Raw genomic sequence first — 26,934 nt, 5'->3', positions numbered from 1 at the left:
ACTGCCTAAGAAAATAAAGACAGTTACAACGGCGATGGGGCGGCAATGATGTTCTACGACTACTCCCTGGCCACCGAGAGGGTCACCGAACTGCACCGCGCGGCGGACCACGCCCGCGTCGCGAGCCGCATGGCCGCGGCCCGGCGCTGGTCGCGCCTCGCGTCCTGGGCCGAGCGCCAGGCCCGGCGGGCGGGCGACCTGGGCTGAGCGATATGGGCTGACGCCTGGGCGCCGACAGTGTGTGAGGAGGCGTGGATGCGGGTGCGCGACGTCCCGGGCACGGCGGTGGTGAAACCGACTCCCCTCGCCCTGATGGAGGACGCGGGCACCGGCCTCGACTACGGCACCCGGCCCGACCGGCTGCCCGGCCTGCTCACCCCGTGCGACCGGTTCTTCGTCCGCAACCACGCGCCGACCCCCCGTCTCGACCCCCGCGCCTGGACGCTGCGCGTCGAGGGCGCCGGCGTCCGGCGAGCCGTCGACTACACCTACGACGACCTGTGGCACCGGTTCCCGCTCGTGTCGGTCGTCCGTACGCTGGAGTGCGCCGGCAACCGGCGCGCCCTGTTCGCCGCCGAGTGCGGGCTCCGCTTCGACGGGGTCCAGTGGGGCCGCGGCGCGATCGGTACCGCCGAGTGGACCGGCGTCCCGCTGCGCGACCTGCTCGAACCCGCCGGGCTCACCGGCGCCGCCGTCGAGGTCATGCCCGAAGGGCTCGACGAGGGCCGCGCACGCCGCCCGATGCCCCTCGCCAAGGCCCTCGCTCCCGACACCCTGCTCGCGCTCGCCATGAACGGCGAGATCCTGCCGCCGGACCACGGCTTCCCTGCCCGCGTGGTGGTCTCGGGCTGGCTCGGCGCCGCCGCGATCAAGTGGGTGGGCCGGATCGAGGTCTCCGACCGGCCGCTGCGCGTGCCGTGGAACACCGACGACTACGTGCTCGTGACACCCGGCGAGACCGCCCTGCCCATCACCTCCACTCCCGTCGCGAGCCTGGTCGAACTGCCCTGGCCGGCCCGGCTGGGGCCCGGCCCGCGCCTGGTCCGCGGCCGGGCGTACGCCGGCGAGGACCGGGTGGCGGCGGTCGACTACCGGATCGACGACGGCCCCTGGAGGCCGGCCGCACTCGACGGGCCGGACCTCCCCGGCGTCTGGACCCGTTGGCGCTTCGCCTGGGACCCCGCCCCCGGGGCACACGTGGTGCGCGTGCGCGCCACCGACGAGCACGGCCGCTCCCAGCCGGACGCCACCCCCTGGAACGCTCTCGGCTACTGCCACAACTCGGTGCTCCCCCACCCCGTTCTCGTGGCCTGAGCCGATTTCGAAACAGGGAGCCCGGACCATTGACGTGGACCGTTCCAGGGTCAAGCATGGGCGACGCCGCCTCAGTCATACGTACGTCCGCATGCATGAGCTCCTGGAGGAACCATGTCGAGCATGTCGAGCGAGTCGTCCACGGAGGCGGCATTACCGAAGACCTGGCAGGCGTTCGTCGCCAAGCCCGGCGAGACCACCGCCAAGGCTGTGGCCAAGGAGCTGGGCGAGGAGACGAACCCCACGGTGCTCGGGTCGTTACGGCTCATGGCCAAGACACTGGCCCAGCGCCCGGTGAACGAGCGCAGCACGATGTCCCGCCTGATCGCCGCGCAGCTCACGGGCGACGTCGCCTTCGCGTTCATGAAAGCGACCGCCGCGGTCCGGCTCGCCCATCTGGTGGGTGAGGCGCCGAAGGAACAGCCGGTGCCGCAGCACGACGACCCGCACGGTGACGACCTGGTCTACACCCTCGATCTCCTGCCGCCGGAGAAGCCCAAGAAGCTGCCCGAGAAGACCGAGAAGGGCCGCGACTGGCAGACGCTCGACGCGCTCGACCTCGCCCCCGGGGGCACGGGTCCGGGCAAGGTCACCGTCGACCTGGTCAAGCTCGCGCAGCGCGTCGACGACGTACGCGACGCCTCTTCGATGGGTCACCTGCGGGAGGCGCTGAAGCTCGTCAACACCATCTCCGGCGGCAGGTTCGCGTACTCGAAGGATCGCCGCGGCGAGATCGGCAAGAAGGTGCCGGTGAAGGGAACGACGCAGGAGCACATCGTCGAGCAGATCGGCTTCCGCGCCGCGCCGAGCCAGCGCGACGCACCCGCCGGCCTGTCGGCGCAGAACGATCTCGTGGCCTCCTACTGGCGCACGAACTTCCGCGAGAAGGTGACCGGCTTCGTGAAGAAGCTGCAGGTCAGCCTGACGTTCGGCCCGGGCGACATCCTGGTCAACAGCCCGCGCGTGCTGCACAGGCTCCAGATGGTGCTGCCCCCGAAGGTGTGGGCCGATCTCTCGGTCAAACCGCTCGTCGGGACCTCGGGCATCAGCGTGCTGAGCGGCGCCGGCAAGCACAGCGGAGTCGGGTGGGACAAACTCCTGTACGAGCTCGGCGCGACTCCCTCCGCCTACCAGCTCTACGAGCTCATGGACAGGGAGAAGACGTCGCCCGAGCCGGACTTCACGGTCGACACACACGCCGACCTCGTGCAACTCATCACCTCCGGCCGGTTCTCCCTGCTGCAGGAGATCGCGCGGGCGACGAGGGAGATCGCGCCGGTGTGCGCGATGGTCGAGCATCTTGTGCTGGGCCTCACCGACAAGCTCGGCCCCGACCGCTACGACGCGCTGACCGCCAACGCCCTGCGCTCGCTGAGTCAGCTCATCGACATCGTCGTGGCGAACGAGATCAACCCCACGGTGGCGATGCGCGCCGCCGACCTGGTCATGGACGAGATCGCCATTGTCGTCGCCGTGGCCAAGTACTACCACGGGACCGACTACCGGAACACGATGCGGGCGATCCTGCGGAAGCGGGCGCCGAGCATCGCGGCGAAGTTCGACGATGAGATCGAGGTCGAGAGCCAGCTCATGACGAGCGGCATGGACGCCATCGCCACCGCGCTCTACATCGCGTTGTCGTCGCGGGGCCACGAGGAGGTCACGCGGTCGACCGAGATGATCGACTACTACGAGACCGGGGAGCTGCTCGACCGGCTCAAGAAGGGTGAGAGGGCGACGCCGCGCAAGGACGTCCTGGTGGCGGCGCTGAACCCGAGCACGCCCGCCTTCGCGCCATCCCCGGCCGCACTTGTGGAGGACGTGCTGCGGAGCGTGCGGACGCACAAGAGGGGCGACACGCCGTTCGCGCTGATCCTCGACACCACCATCGAGATCGCCCCGGAAACCGGCGGCAGGACCCAGATCGAGATCGTGCTCGACGGCCTCAAGGAGGCGGTCGCCGCCGGCGCGCTGGAGGTCTTCCTTTGCAAGAGCTTCCAGAAGTACGCCTCGTTCGGCACCGGCAAGGTGGCTGCCGGTGATCTCACGATGCTGTCGGCGAAGGACAATCCCAAGTCCGTGTTGGCGCGGGCCGAGGCGATGCTGCAGGACATCGAGCTCGATCTCGCCGGGCACGACGAGGCGCAACTCGTGGTGCACATGCTCAAGCATGGACACCGCGACGAGCTGGCGCTGATGCGCAGCTCCGCCGGGAACGCCGAGTTCGTGGACCGGTTCTGCTGGCCCATCGACAAATCGGACCTCCGGCAGGGCACGCCGTACGTGGAGGGCATCCCCCTGATCCTGCGCACGACGCCCACCGGCGACGCCGACGCGCTGTTCCAGAGGCTCGCCCTCATCGACAAGCGCGACAGCTTCTCGTTCCTGCGCACGTCCTACGTCGGCGGGATCCCGAGCGCCGGCGGCGTTCCGGGGAAGTACGTGCGCATCAACACCGGCCACGAGTCGAAAGCTGCGATGGTCGAGTACTTCTACGCGTTCGGCCACCTGGCGACCAGCACGCCCCCCGGTGCGACGGAGCCGAGCACGACGCGGGTCCGTCTCGACCCGCTGACGATCGACTCGGTGCACGCGCATCTCAAAGCGCTGGACGTCGCCAAGGAGAGCGATTCGCAGATCACGCGGTACCTGAACAACATCAAGGCCTCGTACTGCGCTTTCGCGCTCCAGGTCGTCGCGGACAAGGCCACCGTGATGCCGCTGCTCGCCTACTTCTTCGCGGAGTCGACCGACGGCGTCACGATCGAGACCCAGCGCTATCTCGCCGCCGAACTGCTGACGTTCACACGAAACCAGGGGGAGGTCGGTTCGAACCCCGTCGTCCTCACGGCGCTGTACAACGCCGCGGTGGTCCTGCCCGCCTGGCGGCGCACTCCCCTCGCCCGGGGGCTCTGGTCCGCGCTCGGCACGATCGGCACATCGGAGGAGGCGACGCGGCTGCGCGACTTCCTCGATCGGGCCCGCCAATGATCGCGGCGAAGGCCGCCGTCTGATCGTCTCCCGCTTGAGCGCACGGCGCTTTCAGGGGACCAGGACCACCTTGCCGATGGTGGCACGGGTCTCCAGCGCCGTGTGCGCGGCGGCGGCGTCCTTGAGCGCGAAGCTCTGTACGAGCGGCGTCAGCTCGCCCGACGCGGCGGCGGCGAGCGCCCGCTCCTCCAGGCCCTGTAGGCCGCCCGGCCGCCGCAGCACCCGCGGGCCGACGGCCACGGACGCGGTGATGCCGCGCGCGTAGAGATCCTCGGTGGTCAGCCTGGTCGGCCCGCCCGCCGCGTCGGCCCAGCCGAACAGCACGAGCCTGCCGCCGACGCCGAGCAGTTCCAGGGCCTGCCGGCCGAGGTCCCCGCCGACGCCGTCCAGTGCCAGCGTGACCTCCCGCTCGCCGAGGGCGGCCCGGACCCTCTCGGGCCAGCCAGGGGCGGTGTAGTCCACGGCGTGAGCGGCGCCCAGGCCGAGCACCCGGTGCGTCTTCGCCGCGCCTCCGGCCAGCCCGACGACGGTGGCCCCGGCCCGCAGCGCCGCCTGGACGAGCAGGCTGCCGATGCCACCCGCCGCCGCCGTCACCAGGACGACGTCGTCCGCCCGGATGTCCGCCACGTCGAGGATCCCCATGGCGGTCCGGCCGGTGCCGATCATCGCCACCGCCTCGCCGAAGCCCAGGCCGTCCGGGATCTCGTGGATCGCGGCCGCGTCCCGTACGGCCAGCTCGGCGTAACCGCCGGGGGCCATGCCGAGGTGGGCGACCACCCGCCTGCCGACCAGGGCGGGATCGGTCTCCGGCCCGGTCGCGTCGACGATCCCGGCGACCTCGCGGCCGGGAATCGTCGGCAGATCGGGCACCGGGATCGGGCCCCCGCCGTACTTCCCGGCCCGCAGCACGGTGTCGACCAGGTGGACCCCGGCCGCCCGTACGGCGATGCGGACCTGGCCGGGACCGGGCTCGGGATCGGCGACCTCCTCGTGGACGAGGTTGCCGGCAGGGCCGAAGGCGTGCAGTCGGACCGCGTACATGCGGCTGTCTCCCCTCCGCGGACATCTGAGCAGGTCCGTTATAGATCGCTTTCGCCCCCCGGCGACATCGGACGATGGTCCTAGGTCGTCGTGCGGGTGAACCGATCGGCGCGCGTCGCGCGATAGACCGGGCATGCGTCCGATCCCCGTCTGGCCTCCCTGGAGACGCCCGCACCCGCCGCCCGTGGGTCCGCACAGCGACGACCACGACCTGATCGCGGCCGTGGCGGCGGAACGCGTGGAGGCCCTGCGACTGCTCCACGACAGGCACGCGCCGTGGCTGCGCGCCCGCCTGCTGCGCCGGTGCGCCGATCCCGACCTCGTGGACGACGCGATACAGGACACGTTCGTCGCGGTCTGGCGCGCGGCGGGGCGCTACTCGCCGCAGGGCGAAGACGCCGCGGGATGGCTCTGGACGATCGCGGCACGGCGTCTGTCGTCCGCTCTGCGCCGGCCCGCCGGCCGGTGGATCGGCGCCGCCGCCGTCCTCGACACCGACGCCCGGGTCGCCTCCGCCGAGGAGGCCGTGCTGCTCGGCGTCGAGCACGGCGACCTCGGCGGGGCCCTGTCCCGCCTGTCCCCTGAGCTTCGCGCCGTGATCCAGGCGACCGTCCTCGACGGCCTGACCGTACGGGAGGCCTCCCGGCTGCTCGGCATCCCGGAAGGCACCGTGAAGACCCGGCTCATGCGGGCCAGAGCCCGGTTGCGAGAGGAGCTGGCATGACCGACGGCGACTGGCACATCCCGCCCGGCCTGCTGGAACGCTATCTGGAGGGCGCGCTCGACCCCGTGAACGTCATGTCCCTGGAGGCGCACCTCGTCCGGTGCGACCGGTGCCGCACGGCGGTGCCCGCCGACGAAGCCTGGCTCGCCGCATCGTGGCGCGGGGTGTCCGCCGAGATCGCCCGGCCCCGGCCGTCGCCCGCCGAGCGGGCGCTGCGCCGCGCCGGGGTCCCCGAGCACCTGGCCAAGCTGCTCGTCGCGACGCCCGCGCTCAGCCGGGCGTGGGCGGCCTCGGTCGCGGTGGCGCTCGCGTTCGCGGTGACGGCGGCGCACCTCACGGACGAGGGCTTCCTGGTGTTCCTCACCCTGGCCCCCGTGCTGCCCACGGCGGGGATCGCCCTGGCCTACGGCCGGTGGGCCGACCCCGCGTACGAGACGTACGCGGCCACACCCATGGCGGGAGCGCCCCTGCTGCTGGTGCGCTCCGTCGCCGTGCTCCTCACCGCCGTCGCGCTGACCACACTGGCCGTGCCGCTGCTGCCCGCCGCGACGGCGGCCTGGCTGCTCCCCGCTCTGGCGCTGAGCACGGGCTGCCTGGCGCTGGCCACGCGGGTGCCGCTGCCCGTCGCCGCCGCGGTCCTCGCCGGTGGATGGCCGCTGGCCGTGACGGCCGTCGGCCTGGCGACGGACGACCGGGCGCTCCCGTTCCGGCCCGCCGCGCAGGTGCTCTACGGCGGCGTCGCGGCGCTGCTCGCCCTCGCCCTGTACGTCAGGCGTCATCGCCTCGACCCCGCGGAGCCCCGATGACCGATCCCGCCGTCACCGTTCCCCTCGTCACCGTTCCCCTTGTCACCGTGCGCGGCCTGCGCAAGCGGTACGGCCGTGCCCTCGTGCTCGACGACCTGGACGTCACGTTCGGCGCCGGCGTGACGGGCCTGCTCGGCCGGAACGGCGCGGGCAAGACGACCCTGCTGCGCTGCCTGGCCACGACGCTGGCACCCGACGCGGGGGAGATACGCGCCCTCGGGTTCGATCCGGCGACGCGTTCCGGCCGCTCCGGCGTGCGCCGCCGGCTCGGCTATCTCCCCCAGGATCCCGGGTTCTACCCGCACTTCACGGCCTTCGAGACGCTCGACTACGTCGCGATCCTCAAGGAGATGACCGACCGGCGCGAGCGCCACCGGGAGGTGTGGCGGGTGCTCTCGGAGGTCGGCCTCGACGACCGGGCCCGCACGAAGGTGCGCAAGCTGTCGGGTGGCATGCGGCAGCGGCTCGCCCTCGCCCAGGCCCTGCTCCGCGAGCCCGGCCTGCTCGTCCTGGACGAGCCCACGGTCGGTCTCGACCCGGAACAGCGGCTGCGGCTGCGCGCCCTGGTCTCCCGGCTGGGCGAGAACCGTACGGTCCTGCTGTCCACGCACCAGACCGAGGACGTCGCGGCGCTGTGCGAACGGGTGCTGGTGATGGACGCCGGGCGGATCCTGTTCGACGGCACCCCCGCCGGGCTCGCCGCCGTCGCCACCGGGCGGGTGAGCCTGGGCGACGACCGGCCGGGGCCCGGCTCGCTCTTCTGGCGTACGGCCGACGGGCGCTACCGCACGATCGGCGAGGCCCCCGCCGGGGCCGTCGCGGCCGATCCGACCGTGGAGGACGGCTACCTCCTCCTCGTCGGCCGTACGGAGGGGGCGGCATGAGTCTGGTGAGGTTCGAGGCGGGCCGCCTGCTACGCAGCCCGCTGGTCTGGGGGGCCGCGGTGCTCATGGTCGCGCTGCGCGTGTGGCAGACCTGGTCGCGGGCGCCCGCGTGGCCCGAGGTGACGATCGACACCGCGTACGGAAGCCTGCTGGTGGGGGCGGGCGCCTCGCTGGCGGCGAACCTCGCCGTCGGCCGCGAACGGCGGCACGGCGTGCCGGAGACGATCGCCGCGCTGCCGGTCCGGGCTCCGGCCAGGACCCGGGCGCTGCTGGTCGCCGCTCCGGCGGTCGCCGCCCTGGTGGCCTGCGCGGCGGTGGCGCTCCACCTGCTGAGCCTGCTGCCCGCGCACCCGGCCGGACGGTTCGACGCCTGGGAGGCGCTGACCGGGCCGGCCGGGGCGGCGATCGGCGCCGTGCTCGGCGTCGCCGCGGGCCGCTGGCTGCCCGGACCGGCCGCCGGGCCGATCGTGCTGTTCGCGGTCGCGGCGCCTCTGGAGCTGTCTCGGGGAGGCGGCTCGTGGGCCGGGCTCCTCCCGGTGATCCTCCACCACGACCTGCCCGTGGAGATCAACCCACGGCCGTCGGGAGCCCATCTCGTCTATCTCCTCGCCCTGGTGCCGCTGATCGCCGCGCTGGCGATGAGCCGTCACGGAGCGCGCCCCCGGCGTCTGCTCGTGGCGCTGGCCGGGCTGGCGGTCGCGGTGCCCACGGGGGCCACCGCGGCCGGCGGCACGCACGACGCGGTCCCCGCGGAAAGACTGGCGCGGTGGATGACTCCCGCGGCGCAGCGCTGCCGGGTCGTCGAGGAGGTGCGCTACTGCGCCTATCCGGGCTACGAGCCGTGGATCCCCCTCTGGACCCGGGCCGTACGACCCGTGGTCGCCGCGCTCCCGCCCGCCGGGCGGAGCCGGGTGCCCGAGATCCGGCAGAGGGTCGGCGACGTCTCGGCCGGTCAGGGCCGGGGAACGATGATGAAGCCCACATGGCCGCATCCCACCGGCCCGTTCTTCCTCTGGGGCCGCAACGGGACGGAGCCGCTGTCCCGGGCCTGGCTCGCCGGGCAGGTGGCGGCCCGGGTGACCGGCCTGCCGGAGCCGGACTACTGGCACCTGCCGGTCGGCGACCCGCTGTTCCACGCCGGCGGCCTCTCCTTCAGCCGGGGCACGCCCGGATGCGCCGGGTGGCGGCAGGCCCGCACGCTCGTGGCCCTGTGGCTGGGCGGCCAGGCGGGGCCGGTGCGCACGGCCGCCTCGTCCTGGGCCGAGACGACGGACTCCGAGCGGCCCGCCGCCGAAAGGCTGTACCGCTACGCGGAGCGGCTGATGGAGCGCCCGGACACCCGGGCTCGCGTCCAGGCCCACTGGGCGACGCTCACCGACCCCGAGACCACGGTCGAGCAGGCGCTCCCGCTGCTCGGCCTGACCCCCGACACCGACGACCGGAAGGACTGCTCGTGATCCGCATGGTGATGCTCCTCCTCCGCCCGCTTCTGCGGGCCGTCCGCTGGGCTCCGCTCGCCTGGGCGGCACTGGCCTCCGCCGCCGTGGTCGTCCTCGCCGCCCTCACCCGGGGGGCGGTGGTGAGCTGCGACGCCGTGGTCCTGGCGCGGCTGTCCGCCGGGGTGCTGGGCGCGACGGCCGGTTTCGGGCTCGTCGACCCCATGGCGTACGACATGCTCTCGGCGCCGGTGCCCCGGTGGCTGCGGATGTGGTTGCGTACGGCGCTCGCGGCCGGGGCGGCGCTGGGCGCCTGGGGGACGACCCTGGCGCTGATCGTCGCGTTCCTGCCCCAGAACGCCCCTCTGCTCGCCGGCGACCTGGCGCTGGAGGCCGCGACCTGCGTGCTCACCGGACTGTCCGGCGCGGCGGTCGCCGTACGCCTGCGTCCCCGGCACGGCCGCGCGGCGGCTCTCGCGGGTGCGGCGGCCCAGTTCGCCCTGCTGTCGGTCACGCTCTTCCTGACGGCCGAGTTGTGGCTGTGGCCGTTGCAGGACGACCCCCAGTGGCCGGTGGCCCACCGGCTGTGGCTCGTCCTGCTCCCCCTGCCGGCGGTGTGCCTGGCGCTGGCCAACCGGGACGCGGCGGCGAGGTGGCGGATCGGTTTTGTTCACCGAGTCGATGTCGGTATTCGTTGGGTTTTTCCCGGGCGGGCTCTATGATCGCTGCGAGTCACCTTCGCTTACCGCCGGTCAGGGAGACAGACACGTGGCCGATGACGCGCCGCCGCCGGGCATCGACGCGAGTGTCCCCAACCCCGCCCGCATGTACGACTACTTCCTCGGCGGGAAGAACAACTACGCGGCCGACCGGGAGGCGGCGGAGCGGGTCCTGCGGGTCGCGCCCGAGGCCCGCGTGCTGGCCCGCCGCAACCGCGCCTTCCTGCGCCGCGCCGTACGCCATCTGGTGACCGAGGCCGGCATCCGGCAGTTCGTGGACATCGGCACCGGGCTGCCCGCCCAGGGCGGGGTTCACGAGGTGGCCCACGAACTGGATCCCACGGTGCGGGTGGCGTACGTCGACCACGACCCGGTCGTGCTCGCGCACGCCAGGGCCCTGCTGTCCGGCGCCGGCTCCACCGTCACCGTACGGGGCGACCTGCGGCGGCCCGAGGAGATCCTCGCCGATCCCGGGCTGCGCTCGCTGATCGACCTGTCGCAGCCGGTCGCGATCCTGCTCGTGGCCGTGGTGCACTTCCTGTCCAGGGACGACAAGCCGGCCGAGCTCGTGGCCCGGCTGCGGGACGCCGTCGTCCCCGGGAGTCACCTCGTGCTGTCCCACGTCACGGACGAGGAGCGGGGCGGCGCGGCACGGGAGGGGGCGGCGGTCTACCGGGGTTCCGACGCGGGCATCACCCTGCGGAACCGCGAGGAGATCCAGGGCCTGTTCGACGGTTTCGACCTCCTCGATCCCGGCCTCGTCCCGCTGGACGACTGGCGGCCCGGCGACGAGAATCCGCTCCTACGGCAGGCCCGGCGCAACCTGCCCACCTGGTTCCTCTGCGGGGTCGGCCGAATTCCCTGAAAAAGCCGTGAATATTGTGTTACGTCCTTCCTGTACTGGTTTCTTCCTTTAGGTGCGGTACGCGACAATATGCGTCATCGCATTGGATGGGAGGAGACGCATGCTGAAGCGCAACAGACTGTTCGGCCCGAAGACCCGGGTGACCTTCGCACTGCCCGTCGACCAGCCCCTGGGGACGGTCAGCGTGGTCGGCGACTTCAACGACTGGCTGCCCGGCCGCCACGAACTGCTGCGGCGCAGGAACGGCACCCGTACCGTGTCGGTGATCCTCCCGCCCGGCGCGCACCGGTTCCGCTACCTCGCGACGGGCGGCGTGTGGTTCGACGACGAGAGCGCCGACCACGTGGACGAGCGCGGCAGCGTGCTCCACCTCTGATAAGGGCCGTTTCCTCTTCCATAACTCGGGCATACGGGAACGATCGTGACACCCAGGCCCTTCTGGAAGGGGAAACCATGAAGGCACTCACCTGGCACGGCAAGCGCGACGTGCGGGTGGAGGAGGTTCCGGACCCGGCGATCAAGGAACCGACCGACGCGATCATCCGTGTCACCACGACCGCCATCTGCGGCTCCGACCTCCACCTTTACGAGGTGCTCGGCCCGTTCATCGGGGAGGGCGACGTCCTCGGCCACGAGCCGATGGGGATCGTCGAGGAGGTCGGCGCGGGGGTCACCCACATCGCCCCCGGCGACCGCGTCGTGATCCCGTTCAACATCTCGTGCGGCCACTGCTACATGTGCGACCGGGCGTTGTTCGCCCAGTGTGAGACCACCCAGGTCCGCGAGTACGACACCGGCGCCGCGCTGTTCGGCTACACCAAGCTGTACGGCGAGGTGCCCGGCGGCCAGGCGGAGTATCTCCGCGTGCCGCAGGCCCACTTCGGGCCGATCAAGGTGCCGGAGGGGCCGCCGGACGAGAGGTTCGTCTACCTCTCCGACGTGCTGCCCACCTCGTGGCAGGCGGTCGAGTGGGCGGAGATCCCCGACGGCGGCAGCGTCACGGTCTTCGGCCTCGGCCCGATCGGGCAGATGTCGGCCCGCATCGCGCGCCACCGCGGCTACCGGGTGATCGCCGTGGACCTCGTGCCCGAGCGTCTGGAGATGGCCCGCAGGCACGGCATCGAGGTGATCGACGCGGGCGACACCGACAATGTGCCCGAGGCGGTCCGGTCGATGACCGGCGGCCGGGGCACCGACTCGGTCATCGACGCGGTCGGCATGGAGGCGCACGGCTACACCGTCGGCAAGTTCGCCCAGACGGTCACCGGGATGCTGCCCGACAAGGCGGCCGCCGCGATGATGACCCGGGCCGGCCTCGACCGGCTCGCCGCCCTGCAGGACGCCATCGAGACCGTGCGGCGCGGCGGCACGATCTCGATCAGCGGCGTGTACGGCGGGATGACCGACCCCATGCCGATGCTGCGGATGTTCGACAAGGGGATCGCGCTGCGGATGGGCCAGGCCCACGTCAAGCGGTGGATCGACGACCTCATGCCGCTCGTGACCGACGACGCCGACCCGCTGGGGGTCGAGGACCTGGCGACCCACCGCCTGCCGCTCGACCAGGCGCCGCACGGCTACGAGATCTTCCAGAAGAAGGAGGACGGCGCCATCAAGGTCCTGCTCACGCCCTGACCGGCACGGCCCGTCTCGTCCGTCCGCGTACGGCGGTCGCGAGGAAGACCGCCCCGAACACCAGGCCGACGAGCAGGGCGATCGACGCCCCGGTCGCGACGTTCCACACCGTGGAGACCCACACTCCCGCCAGCGCGCAGGCGACCCCGATCGCCGCGGCGATCGGGAACAGCAGCGCGATCCTGTCGCTGAGCAGGCGGGCCGTCGCGGCCGGGCCGACGATCAGCGCGACGGCGAGGATCGTCCCGAGGGCGGGCACGGTGGCGACGACGGTCACCTCGACGACCGCCAGCAGGGCGAAGTCGAGCAGAACAGTGGGCAGCCCGAGCGCCGCGGCGCCCACCGGGTCGAAGGCCGCGAGCAGCAGTTCCTTGCCCACCAGGGCCAGCAGGAGCAGCACGCCCACGGTGACGGCGACGGTCGCCGCGAGGTCGCCCGTGCTCACCGCGAGGACGTCGCCCACCGTGTACGCCGCGAGGTCGCGGGTGAACCCGTCCTGCGACGACACCAGCACGACCCCCAGCGCGAAGCCGCCCGACAGGGCGATGCCGGTCGCCGTGGTGAAGTCCTGCCCGCGGCCCCGGCTGAAGACCAGGACGGCGGCGACCACCAGCAGCCCGAACAGCCCCCCGCCGAGATAGAGGTTCACCCCGAGCATGGCGGCGACCACGATGCCCGGGAACGTCGCGTGGGTGAGGGCCATCGTGAAGAACGGCAGCCGCCGGGCGACGACGAACACCCCGGTCACCCCGCCGAGCACGCCGACCAGGACCGCCTCGACGAGGGCCCGGTGGACGGTGGAGTCGAGCCAGCTCATGCCACCCCCTCGCCTGGCGGCTCGGGGTTGCATTCGCAAATCGTGCTGTGTTTATTGATTCGCTCGCTCCACTCACTCATGCCGCCTCCAGGACGTCGAGTTCCTCGGACGCGACGCGGCGCCGGGCCTGACCGAGCTTCGCACGCCGGCGGGCGAACGCGGCACCGTGGGCCAGGCCGTACAACCCGACCAGGACGAGCACCACGGTCGCCCCGGAGGCGAGCCGGAGGCCGTACCCGATCGACGCCTCGTAGCTCGCGACCAGCCCGAGCCATCCGGCGGCGGCGCCGAGGAGCGCGGCGAGCGGCACGATGACCACGAGCCGGTCCGACAGGGCGCGGGCCGCCGCGGCCGGCACGACCAGCAGCGCGATCACGAGGATCGTGCCGACCGCCTTGACGGCGGCCACGACGACCAGGGCGACCGCGACGTTGACCACGAGGTCGAGCAGGCCGACGCGGACCCCGGCCGCGCGGGCGCCCACGGGGTCGAAGGCCCGCAGCAGCAGCGGCCGCCGCAGCACCGCCAGCAGCGCCACGACCAGCACCGTCACGACGGCGGTCTGCACGAGCTGCTCCTCGGTGACGGTGAGCACCCGGCCGAACAGGAACGCGGTGAGGTCGGAGGTGAACCCCGTCTGCCGCGACACCAGCAGGACGCCGACCGCGAACAGCGTGGTCAGCAGCACGGCGAGCGCGGCGTCCTCGCTCACCCTGCGGCGGGCGGTCAGCAGCGTGAGCAGGACCGCCGTGACGACCCCGGCGGCGAGCGCGCCCCAGAAGACGCCGCCGTCCCCCGCCATGATGTGGCCGATGACCACCCCGGGGAAGACGGTGTGCGTCAGGGTGTCACTGACGAAGGCCAGCCGGCGCAGCAGCACCAGCACGCCGACGGTGCCCGCGAGCGCGCCGAGGACGACCAGCTCGGCCAGCGCCCGCGCCATGAACGGAAGCTGGAACGGCTCGAAGAAGATCATGACCGCGCCGCCCTCACGTCTGGGTGACGATCACGCGGTCGCCGCGCAGTTCGAGCGCGTGCCCGCCGTACGTCGCGCGCAGCCGCTCGGGGGTCAGCACGTCGCCGGTCGGGCCGAAGCCGAACTGGTGCCGGTTGAGCAGGCACACCTCGTCGCAGGCGAGGTGCGCGATGGCGAGGTCGTGGGTGCTGACGACGACCGAGGCGCCCTGCTCCTTGAGCGAGCCGATCGCCTCCAGCAGCGCGTGCTGGCTGACCGCGTCGACGCCGTTGAACGGCTCGTCGAGCAGCAGCATCCGGGGCCCGGCGGCGATGGCCCGGGCCAGCAGCACCCGCTGGCGCTGCCCGCCCGACAACGTGCCGAACCGGTCGCGGGCCCGCGCGGCCAGGCCGACCCGCTCCAGCGCCCCGGCGACCTCGGCCCGGTCGGCGGCCGACGGTCGGCGCAGCCAGCCGATCCGGCGGTAGCGGCCCATCATCACCACCTGCTCGACCGACACCGGGAAGTCGGGGTCGAGCGTGTCGGCCTGCGGCACGTACGCGACGTCGCGGCGGGCCTGCGCCGGGGTGGTGCCCAGCACCTCGATCCGGCCGCGGACGACCGGGACCAGCCCGAGCAGCGCCTTGATCAGCGTCGACTTGCCCGCGCCGTTCGGGCCGATCAGCGCCACGGCCTCGCCCTCGTGGACGACGCCGTCCAGTTCCTCCAGCACCGGGACGTCGCCGTAGGCCACGCTCGCCCGGTCGATCACCAGGGTCGGCGCCCGCTCACTCATGTGGACGTCCCCCTCAACGCGTTGACGATGGTGTCGGTATTGTGCTCCTCCATCTGGAGATAGGTCGCACCGGCCGACCCCTCGGGGCCGAGCGAGTCGCCGTACAACGCGTCCTCGCCGGCCACGACGGTCACCCCGGCCTCGCGGCCGATCGCCTCGGCGGTCTTGGGCGGCAGCGACGCCTCCGAGAAGATCGCCGCCGTCCCGGTCGCCCTGATCTCGGCGACGAGATCGGCGACCTGCTTGGCCGACAGTTCGGCGGAGGTGTCGAAGCTCGGGATGATCGACCCGACGAAGGTCAGCTTGTAGCGGTCGAGGTAGTAGCCGAAGGCGTCGTGGTTCGTCACCAGCTTGCGCCGGTCGGCCGGGATCGAGCCGATCTTCCGGGCGATGTCGGCGTCGAGCGCGTCCAGCTTCGCGTCGTACGCCGCCAGGTTGGCCTGGTAGGCGGCGGCGTCGCCCGGATCGGCGGCGGCGAACGCCCTGCCGATCGTGGCGGCCATCGTCTTGACGTTCAGCGGGTTGTGCCAGATGTGCGGATCGCTCTCGCCCTCCTCCGCGTCGCCCCCGCGGACGGGCACGCCCTGCGAGGCGTCGACCACCGGGCCGTCGAAGCCGGCGGCCCGGATCGTGTCGTCGAGCCACTTCTCCAGGCCCACGCCGTTCTTCACGAGCACGTCGGCCTCCGCGATGGCCCGCATGTCGGCGGGCGACGGCTCGTAGTCGTGCGGATCGACGTTCGGCCGGAGCAGCTGGTGGACGGTGACCCGGTCACCGCCGAGGTTGCGGGCGAAGTCGGCGACCTGGGTGGTGGTCGCGACCACCTTCAGTGGCAGCGACGGGTCATCGGGGGTCGAGGGCTCCGCGCCGCCGCACCCCGCGGCGAACAGGACGAGCAGCGCGGCGGACGACAGGGTTCGGGCAAGCGGCGAGAGCACGACAGATCCTCAAGTCGGCGTATCAGGGGAGACTTCCCATTCAACTGTCCCGCAAATGAAAATCATTGTCAAACCGGCGTGTTTCCCACTCACCATCGGGGCGCTCACACCCGCCCGGTCGTGCCCGGAGGCGCGCCAGGGACACAGCCTCGTCGCTCGTTCCTCGCTCCTCAGTCCAGACCGGCGGCGCGCCCCTCCGGATCGCTCGGTGTTTCTCGCTTCGCGTCTATCGGCGGGCGCGGGCGGCGAGGACGGCGCGGGCCGTGCCCGGGTTGTCGGCGAAGACGCCGTCGACGCCGAGGTCGAGCAGGCGTGACAGCCAGCCCGTCACGTCGCCGGTCGTGCGCGGGTACGCCGGGTTCGCCGGGTCCCCGAGCCGGAAGTCGGCCGGAAGCTGGGAGTTCTCGTCGCGAAGCGTCCACACGTGCACGTCCAGCCCCGCCCGGTGGGCGTCGCGCACGAGCGTCGTCGGCGCGAGCAGGCGGCCGTCGGGGCCCGTCGGGACCACCCGCGAGGTCGCCGCGCCGATCCCGTCGGCGTACGACGCGATGTCCTTGAGGCCCGCGGGCGTCACCATCCGGTCGTAGGTGAGCGGGTCGCCCGCCGCCACCCGGTCGTACGGCGCGCCGGACCCGTTGACCAGCTGGATCAGCGGCAGGCGGGTCTTCCCGCGCAGCTCGCGCAGGTTGGCCGTCTCGAACGACTGGATGAACACCGGGTCGCGCCGGTCACGCCAGCCGTGCCGGCCGAGCACCTCCAGCAGCGGCTCCTCCAGCGACAGCCCGACGGAGTCGAAGTAGGTGGGGTGCTTGGTCTCCGGGTAGACGCCCACGCCGCGCCGCTGGGCCAGCTCCACGACCTCGTCGAATGTCGGGATCTGGGCCAGGCCGTCCAGGGCCGCGTTGTCGGGGCGCAGGTCGGGGATGCGCTCGGTGGCCCGCAGCGTGCGCAGTTCGGCCAGCGTGAAGTCCTCGGTGAACCAGCCGGTGACCGGCACGCCGTCGATGGTCTTGGTGGTGCGGCGGGCGGCGAACTCGGGGTGGTTCTCCACGTCGGTGGTCCCCGAGATCTCGTTCTCGTGCCGGGCCACCAGGACGTGGTCCCTGGTGGAGACGAGGTCGGGCTCGATGTAGTCGGCCCCGAGCGCGATCGCCGTCTCGTACGACAGCAGCGTGTGCTCCGGCCGCAGGGCGCTGGCGCCCCGGTGCCCTATGACGAGGGGTTGACGCTCCCGCCCCGCGGCGGCGGGTTCCGGCTGGTGTGACACAGCGGCCACGGTACCCGCGACGAGGACGGACAGGACGACGACGGCGGATCTGCGGATCATGGTCATGTCCCGGACGCTAGACGTGGCAGGCGTACCGGACGTGACCTTCCCGTGCCTTCCCCGGGAAACGCGTACGGCTCCCGGGTGACCCGGGAGCCGTACGGAGGAGCGTGATGAGGAGGATCAGATCTGGCCGGCCTTCTCCAGGGCGGAGCAGCAGGTGTCGGTGATCAGGCGGGTGACCAGGTAGGGGTCGACGTTGGCGTTGGGGCGCCGGTCCTCGATGTAGCCGCACTTGTCGACCTCGACCTGCCACGGGATGCGGACCGAGGCGCCGCGGTCGGAGACGCCGTAGCTGAACTTGTCCCACGGAGCGGTCTCGTGGTGGCCGGTCAGCCGGTCCTCGATGCCGTGGCCGTAGTGCTTGACGTGCTCCACCGCGTTGTCGGCCAGGGCCTCGCAGGCGGTGATGATCGGCTCGTAGCCCTCACGCATAGCCTTGGTGGAGAAGTTGGTGTGCGCGCCGGCGCCGTTCCAGTCGCCCTTGACCGGCTTGGGGTCGAGCGTCGCGGCGACGTCGAACTCCTCGGCGGTGCGGTAGAGCAGCCAGCGGGCGACCCACATGTGGTCGCCGACCTCCAGCGGACCCCCCGGGCCCACCTGGAACTCCCACTGGCCGGGCATGACCTCGGCGTTGATGCCGGAGATCTTCAGGCCGGCGGCGAGGCAGCGGTCGAGGTGCAGCTCGACGATGTCGCGGCCGAAGACCTCGTCGGCGCCGACGCCGCAGTAGTAGCCGCCCTGCGGGGCCGGGAAGCCGCCCAGCGGGAAGCCGAGCGGGCGGCCCTCCTTGAAGAAGGTGTACTCCTGCTCGATGCCGAACCAGGGCTCCTGCGCCGCGAACCGCTCGTCCACCTCGGCGAGCGCGGCGCGGGTGTTGGTGGCGTGCGGGGTCATGTCGGTGTGCAGGACCTCGCACATGACCAGAACGTGGTCGCCGCCGCGGATCGGGTCCGGGCAGACGAAGACGGGCTTGAGCACCAGGTCGGAGGAGTGACCGGTGGCCTGGTTGGTGCTGGACCCGTCGAAGCCCCACAGCCCCGGCTCGGCGCCGTCGGCGAGGACCTTCGTCTTGGAACGGAGCTTCGCGGTCGGCTCCGTGCCGTCGATCCAGATGTACTCGGCCTTGTAGGTCACGTCGATCCCTTTCGAAGCGAGGCGGCCTGGCGTTCGTCCGCCACGCTTGAGAGTGCCGTTCTGGCATTTCGTAACCTTTGCCCGTTTGTAACCAGGGTGTTAACGCGTGTTCTTTGCTTGACAAACCGCTGCCCCGTTGTGACCGGAAGCACATGATCCGCGCCTTTGCGGGCAGACGGAGACCGTCCACGAATCGCACACCGCACCAGGGAGTGAGGGCAGATGGTCTTACTGGGCCTGCTTCTGGTTTTGATCGCGGCGGCGGCGGTGATCGAGGTGTCGGTCAACGACACCGCGAACACCCTGCCGGTCACGATCCTTGACCGCACCTTCAACCTCAGCCCGTTCGAGTTCTTCATCGCCGGCGTGGTGACCGCCGCCGTGTTCGTCGTCGGTCTGATGCTCATCACCGGCGGCCTGCGCCGCGGGGCCGTCAGGCGTCGCAAGGCGCGCGAGGCGCGCCTCGCCGAGCGGGACCGCGTGTCCCGCCTGGAGGCCGAGAAGCGCGAGCTGGAGCGCCGTCTCCAGTCGTCTCCCGCCACCGAGGCCGAGGCCGAGCGGGACGGCGTCGCTCCGGTCACCGCGGCCTACCCCAAGGTCGACCGGGACCGGGACGGCGTCGACGACAGGGTCGAGGACCGTGCCGCCGAGCGCGCTGCCGACCGTGCCGAGATCCGCGCCGAGGACCGGGCGCGGGACAGGGCGGGGGACACCGCACCACACCACTACTCCGTGCCCCGGCAGTCGTCGCCGGACCAGCTGGTCGCGGGTGGCCGGCACGCGAGCGACGACCGGCGCGCCTGACCGGCGTGCCCGACCAGGCGTGAGCGGCCGGAGTGGCCGGGCAGGCGTGATCGGGCAGGCGTGATCGGGCACGGTGCCCGGGCGGCGGCACGCCCCCTCAGCGGAAACACACCTATGAGGGGGCGGGCTGCAGCCGGTTCCGCTGCCGGTGGGCCTCGCCGCCCAGACCCGCCGGAGGCCGCACCCTGGTCACCTCCCGCCCCTGCGTGCAGGCGATCTCCGCGAACGTGACGGCGTTGCGTACGGCGGCGCCGCCCGGGTCGTTGTTGAAGTAGACGTAGGCGTCCGGCACGTCGCCCAGCCGGTCGACCCAGCTGCGCAGCGCACGCCGCCCGTACGCCGGCCAGGGGTCGGCCCGGCCCTCGTGGAAGCGCAGGTAGACCCAGCTCGTGGTGCGCCACAGGGGCCCCGCCGGCCGTCCGAGCCGGTCGGCCCAGCACAGGGCGGCCCCGAACTCCGTCAGCAGGTCGCGGATCTCGGCGGTCCACCACGAGGCGTGCCGCGGCTCCACCGCGACCCGCACCGAGGACGGGAACCGGGCCAGGCAGGCCCGCAGCCGTACGGCGTCGGCCTGCAGGGTCGGCGGCAACTGGAGCAGGATGGGCCCCAGCTTGGGGCCGAGGCCCTCGGCCACGCCCATCAGCCGCTCCACCGGCTCCTCCGGGTCCTTCAGCCGCTTGATGTGGGTGAGGAAGCGGCTGGCCTTGACCGCCATGACGAAGTCCGGCGGGGTGCGCTCCCGCCACGACTCGAACGTCTCCCGCTTCGGCAGCCGGTAGAACGCGTTGTTGTTCTCGACCGTGGCGAAGATCTCGCCGTACCTCTCCAGCCACAGCCGCTGCGGCACTCCCCCGTAGACGAGGTCACGCCAGTCGGCGTACTGCCATCCGGAGGTCCCCACCAGCACGGGCATGTCCGGTTCCTACCCCGCGAACGGCATAGATCGCAGATCACCGGGCACGCGTCGTCAAGACCGAGCGGAAAGCACCGAGCGAAGCGGGAAACACCGAGCGAGCCGGAGGGGCGCGCCGCCGATCTGGACTGAGGAGCGAGGGACGAGCGACGAGGGAAGATGGCGGATGTGAGCGCCCCGACGAGCGAAGCGGGAAACACCGAGCGAGCCGGAGGGGCGCGCCGCCGATCTGGACTGAGGAGCGAGGGACGAGCGACGAGGGAAGATGGCGGATGTGAGCGCCCCGACGAGCGAAGCGGGAAACACAGAAGGAGCATGATGATTCAGGGCAGGACGATCGCATTTCTCGTGGCCCCAGAGGGGATCGAGCAGGTCGAGCTCACCGAGCCGTGGAAGGCCGTCGAACAGGCGGGCGGCACGCCGAAGCTGATCTCCACCGAGCGGGGCCGGGTGCAGGCGTTCAACCACCTCGACAAGGCCGACACCTTCCCCGTGGACGCGGTGGCGGGGGACGTCTCGGCGTCCGACTTCGACGGGCTGGTCCTCCCCGGCGGAGTCGCCAACCCCGACTTCCTGCGCATGCAGCCGGAGGCCGTACGGTTCGTCAAGGAGTTCTTCGAGGCGGGCAAGCCCGTCGCGGCCATCTGCCACGCGCCGTGGACGCTGGTGGAGGCCGACGTGGTGCGCGAGCGCACGCTCACCTCGTGGCCGAGCCTGCGGACCGACCTGCGCAACGCCGGGGCGACCTGGGTGGACAAGGAGGTCGTGGTCTGCACCGGCGGCCCGAACACGCTGGTGACCAGCCGCAAGCCGGACGACCTCAAGGCGTTCTGCCAGGCCGCCGTGGAAGCGTTCGGCGGCTGAGCCCGCGCACGGCGCGGATCGTTCCAGAAGCACTTTCCGAGCGGATCACGGTCTGCCATGCTTTTCCGGTGCTACCCCGTGGACACACTGCATGACCGAGGTCTTCACGCTCGGAGAGGCGCTGGCCGTCGTCTCGGCCGACCGGCTGCGCCATGACATGGGCACCCGCCTCGACGTGGAGGGACCCGAGCTGACGACGGCGGTCGGCCTGGCCCGGCTCGACCACTCGGTGGGCTGGCTTGGCCGGGTCAGCGCCGACGAACTCGGCGTCCGCACGCTGACCGTCCTGCGCGGCGAGGGCGTGGACGTCTCGGCCGTACGGGTCGACCCGACGGCCTCCACCGGTCTCGTCGTACGCCAGCGGCGCATCGGCCGGTCGTCGCACGCGGCGTACTACCGCGGCGGGTCGGCGGGCTCGCGCCTGACCACCGGCGACGTGCCCGGGGAGGCCGTCCAGTCGGCCCGGATCCTCCACGTCACCGGCGTCACCGTCGGGCTGAGCGGCTACGCCTACAGCGCCGTCCACCACGCGGCGAAACTCGCCAAGGACGCCGGCGTGCTCGTCTCCGTCGACGTCAACCACCGCCCGCACCTGTGGGACAGCGTGGAGGACGCGCGGCAGGGCCTGACCGAGCTGGCCGCCTGCGCCGACGTGCTCTTCGCGACCCAGGACGAGCTCGGGCTCGTGGAGCCGGCGCTCGCGTCGGTCCCCGAGCTGGTCGTGACCCGGGGCGCCAAGGGCGCCAGCGCCACCGTGGAGGGCCTGCGTTACGACACCCAGGCCGCCCCCGTGACGTCCGTCGACCCCGCCGAGGTCGGCGGCGCGTTCGTGGCCGGCTATCTCAGCGCGATCCTCGACGAACTCCACCCCTCCGACCGGCTCAAGCGCGGCATCTCCGTGGCCGCCTTCGCCGTGGCCAGCCCCAGCTCGTGGCAGGGCCTCCCCACCCGCGGCGAGCTTCCGCCGTAAAGGTCCGCAATATCCTGATCAAGCCCGGTACCATCCGTGATGTACGACGAGGAGGGGTGCCGTGGACGAGCAGAGGGCACCGGCGGGCGTTGATCCGTTCGCACCCAGCGTCGCCCGGATGTACGACTACTACCTGGGCGGCAAGGACAACTTCGCGGTGGACCGCGAGGCCGCCCAGAAGATCATCGAGATCCTGCCCAACCTTCCGGACATCGCCCGGGAGAACCGCGAGTTCCTGGTCCGGACCGTGGCGTACCTCTCCCGGCAGGGCATCCGGCAGTTCCTCGACATCGGCGCCGGGCTTCCCACGCAGCGCAACGTCCACCAGGTCGCCCAGGAACTGGCTCCCGAGTCACGTGTCGTCTACGTGGACAACGACCCCATCGTCCTGGTCCACGCCCGGGCGATCCTCGCCGAGAACGAGCGGGTGATCGCGGTCGGCGCGGACATGCGGGATCCCGAGGCGCTCCTGGCCGATCCGGAGGTCACCGCGCACCTCGACTTCTCCGAGCCGCTCGCCGTCCTCCTGCTCGGGGTGCTGCACTTCGTCCCCGACGACGACGAGGCCCTGAAGATCGTCTCAGCGCTCCGGGCCCCGCTGGCGCCGGGCGGCTACCTGGTGGTCTCGCACGGCTCGCTCGGCGAACTGAGCGAGGGCCAGGAGGAGGAGGGCCGCAAGGTCTTCAGCCGCACCTCCGTCCCCGGCACCACCTCCCGGTCGCGGGACCAGGTCCTCGCCTTCTTCGACGGCCTCGACCTGGTCGACCCGGGGGTGGTGCCGCTGCAGGACTGGCGGCCCGACGCCGAGTACCTATCCGTACGGGAGGGCAAGGCCGGCGCGCTCGGCGGCGTCGGCCGCGTGCGCTGATCACCTCGCCGCGAGGCGCGGGACGTTGCGACATTGGTACCGTCCCGTAACACCCCGCCCGGAGAATCAGAGCAATGGTCTGAAGGCAGACCAAAGGAGCCGGGCATGCCAGATCCTGTCGGTGACGTGCGTGATGTCGTCACGGGCTGGGCCGGACGGCCGCTGACCTTCACCCCGATCACGGGCGGGCTCAGCCACCACGTCGCCAGGATCGACAGCGCGGACGGCGACCGCTGGATCCTGCGGGTGCTCGATCCGCGCATCACCGAGGCGGGTCTCGGCATCCCGCTCGACCAGGAGATCGCCAACACGGTCGCCGCGGCGGCGGCCGGGGTCGGCCCCCGGGTCGTGCACGTGCTGCCGGGCGCCCTCGTGCTGGAGTACGTCGAGGGCGTCACCCTCGACGTCCCGGCCGTGGCGGCGCGGATCGAGGAGGTGGCGGCCGCCTGCCGCCGCCTGCACGCCGGGCTCCGGTTCGCCAACGACTTCTCCATCTTCGGCACGCTCCGCGACTACCTGGCCCGGTGCCGGGCCCACGACCTGGCGCTGCCGGCCGGGTTCGAGGACGTGCTGCCGCTGGCGCACGACATCGAGGCGGCGTTCGCCCGCCGCCCGCTGCCGTCCGTCCCCTGCCACAACGACCTGATCTGCGGCAACCTGATCGCCACGAGCGGCGGCGTCCGCATCGTGGACTACCAGCTCTCCGGCAACAACGACCCCTGCTTCGAACTGGGCGACATCGCCGCCGAGGCCGGTTTCGACCCCGGCCAGGTCGTACGGCTCACCCGGGCCTACTTCGGCGACGACGAGCACGTCCCCCGCGTACGACTGAACCTGATCATGGCCAACCTCACTTGGGCACTGTGGTTCGTCGTCCACCGGGGGCTGGTCCGCGACCGCGCCCTGCCCGCCCTGGACTACGACGCGGAGGCGGCCGAGAAGTTCGCCCGCGCCGTACGGGACCTGGCGGACCCCTGCTTCGGCCGGCTGATCGACGGGGTCAGCGGCCGGATATCCCGCACCGGTTAGAGGAGGCCTCATGGCGCACACCCTCGACGACGACGCCCAACGACTCGCGGAACTCGGCTACAAGCAGGAACTGGCCCGCACCTGGAGCGGGTTCTCCAACTTCGCGATCTCCTTCTCCATCATCTCGATCCTGGCCGGCTGCTTCACCACCTTCAGCCAGGCCTGGAACAACGGCGGGCCCCTGGCGATCTCCGTCGGCTGGCCGCTGATCTCGGCGTTCATCCTGATCATCGGCTTCTGCATGGCCGAGCTGGTCTCCGCGTACCCCACGGCCGGCGGCATCTACTGGTGGGCCGCCAAGCTCGGCAGGCCGGTCCACGGCTGGTTCACCGGCTGGCTGAACCTGATCGGGCTGATCGCGGTCACCGCGTCGGTCGACTACGGCTGCGCGACGTTCCTCAACATCGTGGTCGGGCGGTTCAGCGACTCCTGGGCGAACGGCAACGCGCTGCATCAGACCTTCCTGCTGTTCGCGATCGTCCTGGTGCTGCACGCGCTGATCAACATCTTCAGCCACCGGCTGATCTCGCTGCTGCAGAACATCTCGGTGTGGTGGCACGTGTTCGGCGCGGCGGCCGTCGTGCTGATCCTGGTCTTCGGCCCGTCGAAGCACCAGAGCGTGGGCTTCCTGTTCGAGACGTTCAACCACTCCGGCTTCGGCAGCGGGGACTCCGGGCCCGCCTTCTGGCTGTACGTGCTGCCGCTGGGCTTCCTGCTCACGCAGTACACGATCACCGGCTTCGACGCCTGCGCGCACGTGTCGGAGGAGACGCACGGCGCGGCCCGCGCGGCGGCCAAGGGCCTGTGGCAGTCGATCTTCTACTCCGCGATCGGCGGCTGGATCCTGCTGCTGGCCTTCCTGTTCGCCGCGACGAACGTGGACGCCGTCGACTCCGAGGGCGGCTTCGTCGGGGCCATCTTCACCTCGTCGCTGTCGTCCACCCTCGCCACGGTCGTCTTCGGCATCTCCACGATCGGGCAGTTCTTCTGCGGGATGAGCTGCGTGACCTCGATGTCCCGGATGACGTACGCGTTCTCCCGGGACGGCGCGGTGCCGGGCTGGCGGCTGTGGTCGAAGGTCGACCGCAACCGCACGCCGGTCAACGCGATCATCGGCGGCTGCGCCGTCGCGCTGCTGATCACGCTGCCCGCGTTGTACGCCCCCGAGGGCTCCGCGACGCCGGTGGCGTTCCTGGCCGTGGTGTCCATCGCGGTCATCGGGCTCTACCTCGCGTTCCTCATCCCGATCTGGCTGCGGCTGCGCGCGGGCGACGCCTTCCAGACCGGCCCGTGGACGCTGGGCCGCAAGTACAAGGTGCTCTGCTGGATCGCGGTGATCGAGATCGCGATCATCTCGGTCTACTTCGTGCTGCCCATCTCACCCGCGGGCGTGCCCGGCAACGCCGATTTCACCTGGACGTCGGTCAACTACGCCCCCCTCGCCGTGGGCGCCGTGCTCGTCGGCATCGCCCTGTGGTGGCGCCTGTCGGCCAGGAACTGGTTCACCGGCCCCCGCCGCACCGTCGACGACGTGGACCAGCCCGAACCGGTCGCCTGATCCCGGCTTTCAGGTGGGCTCATCCAGCTGTTCGGCCAGCCGGTCCAGGCCGCCCCTGATGAGCCGCCCGTATCCGTCGTCGCCGAGCGCGCCGATCTCGGCCCGCGCCTTCTGGAGATGCTCCCGGGCGCGGCCGAGATCGCCCAGCTTGCGGTAGCACTCGGCCAGGTTCAGGTGCAGCGACGGATACAGGCCGGCCACCGAGAGCGGCACGCCGGCCTCGGCCACCCGCTCGTCGGTGACGAGATCGGCGGCGGCCAGCGCGCGCAGATCCCACATCAGCTCCTGCCGTACGTCGTCCTGCACGTCGGCCATCGAGTGGGCGAGGACGCAGACGTGCAGCGGGTCGCCCTGCTCACCGCCGATGTCATCCCAGATCTGCGCGAACAGGTCGCGAGCGGCGTCACGCTGACCCTGGCCGTGATGCAACTCCACCGCCTGACCGATCCGGGTCATCGTCGGGTCGGTGGTCATGGGCAGCGCCTCCCGCCGTCGCGAATGATCGCGGTCAGCGTAGCGGCCGGGGCTTGCGGCCGCAGGTCACGAGGGCCGGAGCTCAGGAGGATTCGAAGGCGGTGGCGACGGCTCGGCGGGTCTCCTCCATGGAGGCCCGGCCGAGCTCGTGGGCGATCGACGTCATCTCCACGTCCGGCATGCCGCAGGGGATCGCGAGGTTCCACGGCGTGAGGTCGCCCTCCACGTTGAGGGCGAAGCCGTGGCTCGTGACCGACCGGCTCGCCCGCATGCCGATTGACACGATCTTGCGGCCGGTGTCCCTGGTCCACACGCCCGTAAGCAGTTCCGACCCTGGCGGGGTGTCGCGCCGCTCGGCGGGAACGCCGAGCGCGGCCAGCGCCTCCACCAGGCGCAGCTCGACCTCGCGGATGTAGTCGACCACGCCCTCGCCGGTGCCCAGCTTCACGACCAGGTAGCCCACGAGCTGCCCGGGGCCGTGGTAGGTGAGCTGGCCGCCGCGGCCGGTCGGCACCACGGGGATGCCGGCCGCCGGGTCGGGGAGGTGGGACTCCAGGGTGCGCTTGCCGACGGTGAAGACCGGCGGATGACTCAGCAGCCACAGTGTGTCGGGCCGCGCGTCGTCCTGCCGTTCCTCGACCAGGGCGGCCATGCGTTCCATGGCCTTCTCATAGTCGACCAGGTCGTCCTGGATCAGCGTCAGGGGCCGTCGCCGCATCATCGCTCACCTCTCCCGATGTGAGCATATTCCGATGTGAGCATTATTCCGATGTGAGCCATAGACGCGTCCGCGCGGCCCCGCTCCGCCTACCTGCGACCGTACGAGTAGTCGTGGCCCGGCGCTGACGCGGCCGGGGCCTTGGGGAAGATGATCCACATGATGATGTAGGCCACGAACTGGGGGCCGGGCAGGAGGCAGGACAACAGGAACAACACGCGGATGACGGTCGGCGAGGTGCCCCACCGCTCCGCGAGCCCCCCGCAGACGCCGGCGATCATCTTGTGCTGTCTCGATCGGTACATCGTCGGTTCCTTTCGTCACCCGGTACAACGGACCGTTCGACAGGTC

Annotated in this window: 28 protein-coding genes; 17 read left to right on the top strand and 11 right to left on the bottom strand. The window is 71.8% G+C overall.

Features of this window, described 5'->3' with window-relative positions; genetic code table 11:
- Window positions 1-45: 45 nt before the first annotated feature.
- From F5972_RS37450 to F5972_RS24295, 3 genes are all read left to right on the top strand, one after another.
- A complete protein-coding gene (locus F5972_RS37450) occupies window positions 46-207 on the top strand; it encodes a hypothetical protein (protein WP_165900421.1) in 162 nt (53 codons plus the stop codon).
- Window positions 208-255: 48 nt separating this feature from the next.
- Window positions 256-1,314 carry a sulfite oxidase gene (locus tag F5972_RS24300; protein WP_150936165.1) on the top strand — a complete coding sequence of 353 codons (1,059 nt, stop codon included), beginning with the start codon at window positions 256-258 and terminating at the stop codon, window positions 1,312-1,314.
- Between the two features lie 114 nt (window positions 1,315-1,428).
- Entirely contained in the window at window positions 1,429-4,305 is a 2,877-nt protein-coding gene (locus F5972_RS24295; RefSeq protein WP_150936163.1) for a hypothetical protein, read from the top strand.
- Between the two features lie 51 nt (window positions 4,306-4,356).
- Here the strand turns inward: F5972_RS24295 and F5972_RS24290 are convergent, their stop codons facing one another.
- Window positions 4,357-5,346, bottom strand: coding sequence for a zinc-binding dehydrogenase (locus tag F5972_RS24290; RefSeq protein ID WP_150936161.1), 990 nt, complete (start codon window positions 5,344-5,346; stop codon window positions 4,357-4,359).
- A 133-nt stretch (window positions 5,347-5,479) separates the two neighbouring features.
- On the opposite strand from F5972_RS24290, the gene F5972_RS24285 reads away from it, so the two are divergent.
- From F5972_RS24285 to F5972_RS24250, 8 genes are all read left to right on the top strand, one after another.
- Window positions 5,480-6,070, top strand: a complete 591-nt coding sequence (locus tag F5972_RS24285; RefSeq protein WP_150936159.1) for an RNA polymerase sigma factor — start codon at window positions 5,480-5,482, stop codon at window positions 6,068-6,070.
- On the top strand, window positions 6,067-6,876 hold the full coding sequence (locus F5972_RS24280) for a zf-HC2 domain-containing protein (protein WP_150936157.1): 810 nt from the start codon (window positions 6,067-6,069) through the stop codon (window positions 6,874-6,876). The genes F5972_RS24285 and F5972_RS24280 overlap by 4 nt, the downstream gene beginning before the upstream one ends.
- Window positions 6,873-7,760 (top strand): ATP-binding cassette domain-containing protein, encoded by an 888-nt coding sequence (locus tag F5972_RS24275; RefSeq protein ID WP_150936154.1) that lies wholly within the window; start codon window positions 6,873-6,875, stop codon window positions 7,758-7,760. The genes F5972_RS24280 and F5972_RS24275 overlap by 4 nt, the downstream gene beginning before the upstream one ends.
- On the top strand, window positions 7,757-9,217 hold the full coding sequence (locus F5972_RS24270) for a hypothetical protein (RefSeq protein ID WP_150936152.1): 1,461 nt from the start codon (window positions 7,757-7,759) through the stop codon (window positions 9,215-9,217). The genes F5972_RS24275 and F5972_RS24270 overlap by 4 nt, the downstream gene beginning before the upstream one ends.
- Window positions 9,214-9,918 (top strand): hypothetical protein, encoded by a 705-nt coding sequence (locus tag F5972_RS24265; protein ID WP_150936150.1) that lies wholly within the window; start codon window positions 9,214-9,216, stop codon window positions 9,916-9,918. The genes F5972_RS24270 and F5972_RS24265 overlap by 4 nt, the downstream gene beginning before the upstream one ends.
- A gap of 46 nt (window positions 9,919-9,964) precedes the next feature.
- The gene (locus tag F5972_RS24260; RefSeq protein WP_225311801.1) at window positions 9,965-10,780 is read left to right on the top strand and encodes an SAM-dependent methyltransferase; all 816 of its coding nucleotides are present in this window, start codon (window positions 9,965-9,967) and stop codon (window positions 10,778-10,780) included.
- A 100-nt stretch (window positions 10,781-10,880) separates the two neighbouring features.
- Window positions 10,881-11,156, top strand: coding sequence for an isoamylase early set domain-containing protein (locus F5972_RS24255; protein ID WP_150936145.1), 276 nt, complete (start codon window positions 10,881-10,883; stop codon window positions 11,154-11,156).
- A gap of 77 nt (window positions 11,157-11,233) precedes the next feature.
- Window positions 11,234-12,415: a zinc-dependent alcohol dehydrogenase gene (locus F5972_RS24250; RefSeq protein WP_150936143.1), complete on the top strand. Its 1,182-nt coding sequence runs from the start codon at window positions 11,234-11,236 to the stop codon at window positions 12,413-12,415.
- On the opposite strand, the gene F5972_RS24245 is transcribed toward F5972_RS24250, so the two are convergent.
- The 6 genes from F5972_RS24245 to glnII form a co-directional block, all read right to left on the bottom strand.
- Window positions 12,405-13,232 carry a metal ABC transporter permease gene (locus F5972_RS24245; protein ID WP_150936141.1) on the bottom strand — a complete coding sequence of 276 codons (828 nt, stop codon included), beginning with the start codon at window positions 13,230-13,232 and terminating at the stop codon, window positions 12,405-12,407. The two genes, F5972_RS24250 and F5972_RS24245, sit on opposite strands and share 11 nt — an antisense overlap.
- A 76-nt stretch (window positions 13,233-13,308) precedes the next feature.
- Window positions 13,309-14,208, bottom strand: coding sequence for a metal ABC transporter permease (locus tag F5972_RS24240; protein ID WP_150936139.1), 900 nt, complete (start codon window positions 14,206-14,208; stop codon window positions 13,309-13,311).
- Between the two features lie 13 nt (window positions 14,209-14,221).
- Window positions 14,222-14,983 (bottom strand): metal ABC transporter ATP-binding protein, encoded by a 762-nt coding sequence (locus F5972_RS24235; protein ID WP_111697344.1) that lies wholly within the window; start codon window positions 14,981-14,983, stop codon window positions 14,222-14,224.
- Window positions 14,980-15,921 carry a metal ABC transporter substrate-binding protein gene (locus F5972_RS24230; RefSeq protein WP_150936137.1) on the bottom strand — a complete coding sequence of 314 codons (942 nt, stop codon included), beginning with the start codon at window positions 15,919-15,921 and terminating at the stop codon, window positions 14,980-14,982. Before F5972_RS24230 ends, F5972_RS24235 begins: the two co-directional genes overlap by 4 nt.
- 226 nt (window positions 15,922-16,147) lie before the next feature.
- Entirely contained in the window at window positions 16,148-17,254 is a 1,107-nt protein-coding gene (locus F5972_RS24225; protein WP_225311799.1) for a glycerophosphodiester phosphodiesterase, read from the bottom strand.
- Window positions 17,255-17,371: 117 nt separating this feature from the next.
- Window positions 17,372-18,385 (bottom strand): glutamine synthetase, encoded by a 1,014-nt coding sequence (glnII, locus tag F5972_RS24220; protein ID WP_150936136.1) that lies wholly within the window; start codon window positions 18,383-18,385, stop codon window positions 17,372-17,374.
- Window positions 18,386-18,607: 222 nt separating this feature from the next.
- Between glnII and F5972_RS24215 the strand changes: the two genes are divergently transcribed.
- Window positions 18,608-19,189 (top strand): hypothetical protein, encoded by a 582-nt coding sequence (locus F5972_RS24215; protein ID WP_150936134.1) that lies wholly within the window; start codon window positions 18,608-18,610, stop codon window positions 19,187-19,189.
- 112 nt (window positions 19,190-19,301) lie between these two features.
- Here F5972_RS24215 and F5972_RS24210 read toward each other — a convergent pair whose 3' ends face one another.
- Window positions 19,302-20,102, bottom strand: a complete 801-nt coding sequence (locus F5972_RS24210; RefSeq protein ID WP_150936132.1) for a DUF72 domain-containing protein — start codon at window positions 20,100-20,102, stop codon at window positions 19,302-19,304.
- A gap of 318 nt (window positions 20,103-20,420) precedes the next feature.
- On the opposite strand from F5972_RS24210, the gene F5972_RS24205 reads away from it, so the two are divergent.
- The 5 genes from F5972_RS24205 (at window position 20,421) to F5972_RS24185 (ending at window position 25,391) form a co-directional block, all read left to right on the top strand.
- Window positions 20,421-20,966 carry a type 1 glutamine amidotransferase domain-containing protein gene (locus F5972_RS24205; RefSeq protein WP_150936130.1) on the top strand — a complete coding sequence of 182 codons (546 nt, stop codon included), beginning with the start codon at window positions 20,421-20,423 and terminating at the stop codon, window positions 20,964-20,966.
- 91 nt (window positions 20,967-21,057) lie between these two features.
- Window positions 21,058-21,936, top strand: coding sequence for a sugar kinase (locus F5972_RS24200; protein ID WP_150936128.1), 879 nt, complete (start codon window positions 21,058-21,060; stop codon window positions 21,934-21,936).
- A 61-nt stretch (window positions 21,937-21,997) separates the two neighbouring features.
- Entirely contained in the window at window positions 21,998-22,804 is an 807-nt protein-coding gene (locus F5972_RS24195) for an SAM-dependent methyltransferase (RefSeq protein WP_225311797.1), read from the top strand.
- Window positions 22,805-22,909: 105 nt separating this feature from the next.
- A complete protein-coding gene (locus F5972_RS24190) occupies window positions 22,910-23,833 on the top strand; it encodes a phosphotransferase (RefSeq protein WP_150936126.1) in 924 nt (307 codons plus the stop codon).
- A gap of 10 nt (window positions 23,834-23,843) precedes the next feature.
- Entirely contained in the window at window positions 23,844-25,391 is a 1,548-nt protein-coding gene (locus F5972_RS24185; RefSeq protein ID WP_150936124.1) for an amino acid permease, read from the top strand.
- 9 nt (window positions 25,392-25,400) lie between these two features.
- Here the strand turns inward: F5972_RS24185 and F5972_RS24180 are convergent, their stop codons facing one another.
- The 3 genes from F5972_RS24180 to F5972_RS24170 form a co-directional block, all read right to left on the bottom strand.
- The gene (locus F5972_RS24180; protein ID WP_150936121.1) at window positions 25,401-25,865 is read right to left on the bottom strand and encodes a tetratricopeptide repeat protein; all 465 of its coding nucleotides are present in this window, start codon (window positions 25,863-25,865) and stop codon (window positions 25,401-25,403) included.
- Between the two features lie 82 nt (window positions 25,866-25,947).
- Window positions 25,948-26,583, bottom strand: a complete 636-nt coding sequence (gene lipB / locus F5972_RS24175) for a lipoyl(octanoyl) transferase LipB (protein WP_225311795.1) — start codon at window positions 26,581-26,583, stop codon at window positions 25,948-25,950.
- A gap of 89 nt (window positions 26,584-26,672) precedes the next feature.
- Window positions 26,673-26,888: a PspC domain-containing protein gene (locus tag F5972_RS24170; RefSeq protein ID WP_150936118.1), complete on the bottom strand. Its 216-nt coding sequence runs from the start codon at window positions 26,886-26,888 to the stop codon at window positions 26,673-26,675.
- Between the last annotated feature and the right edge of the window lie 46 nt (window positions 26,889-26,934).

The organism is Microbispora cellulosiformans, from assembly GCF_008728085.1.
GTDB classification, from domain to species: Bacteria; Actinomycetota; Actinomycetes; order Streptosporangiales; family Streptosporangiaceae; genus Microbispora; species Microbispora amethystogenes.
This window is presented reverse-complemented; position numbering and strand designations above follow the sequence as displayed.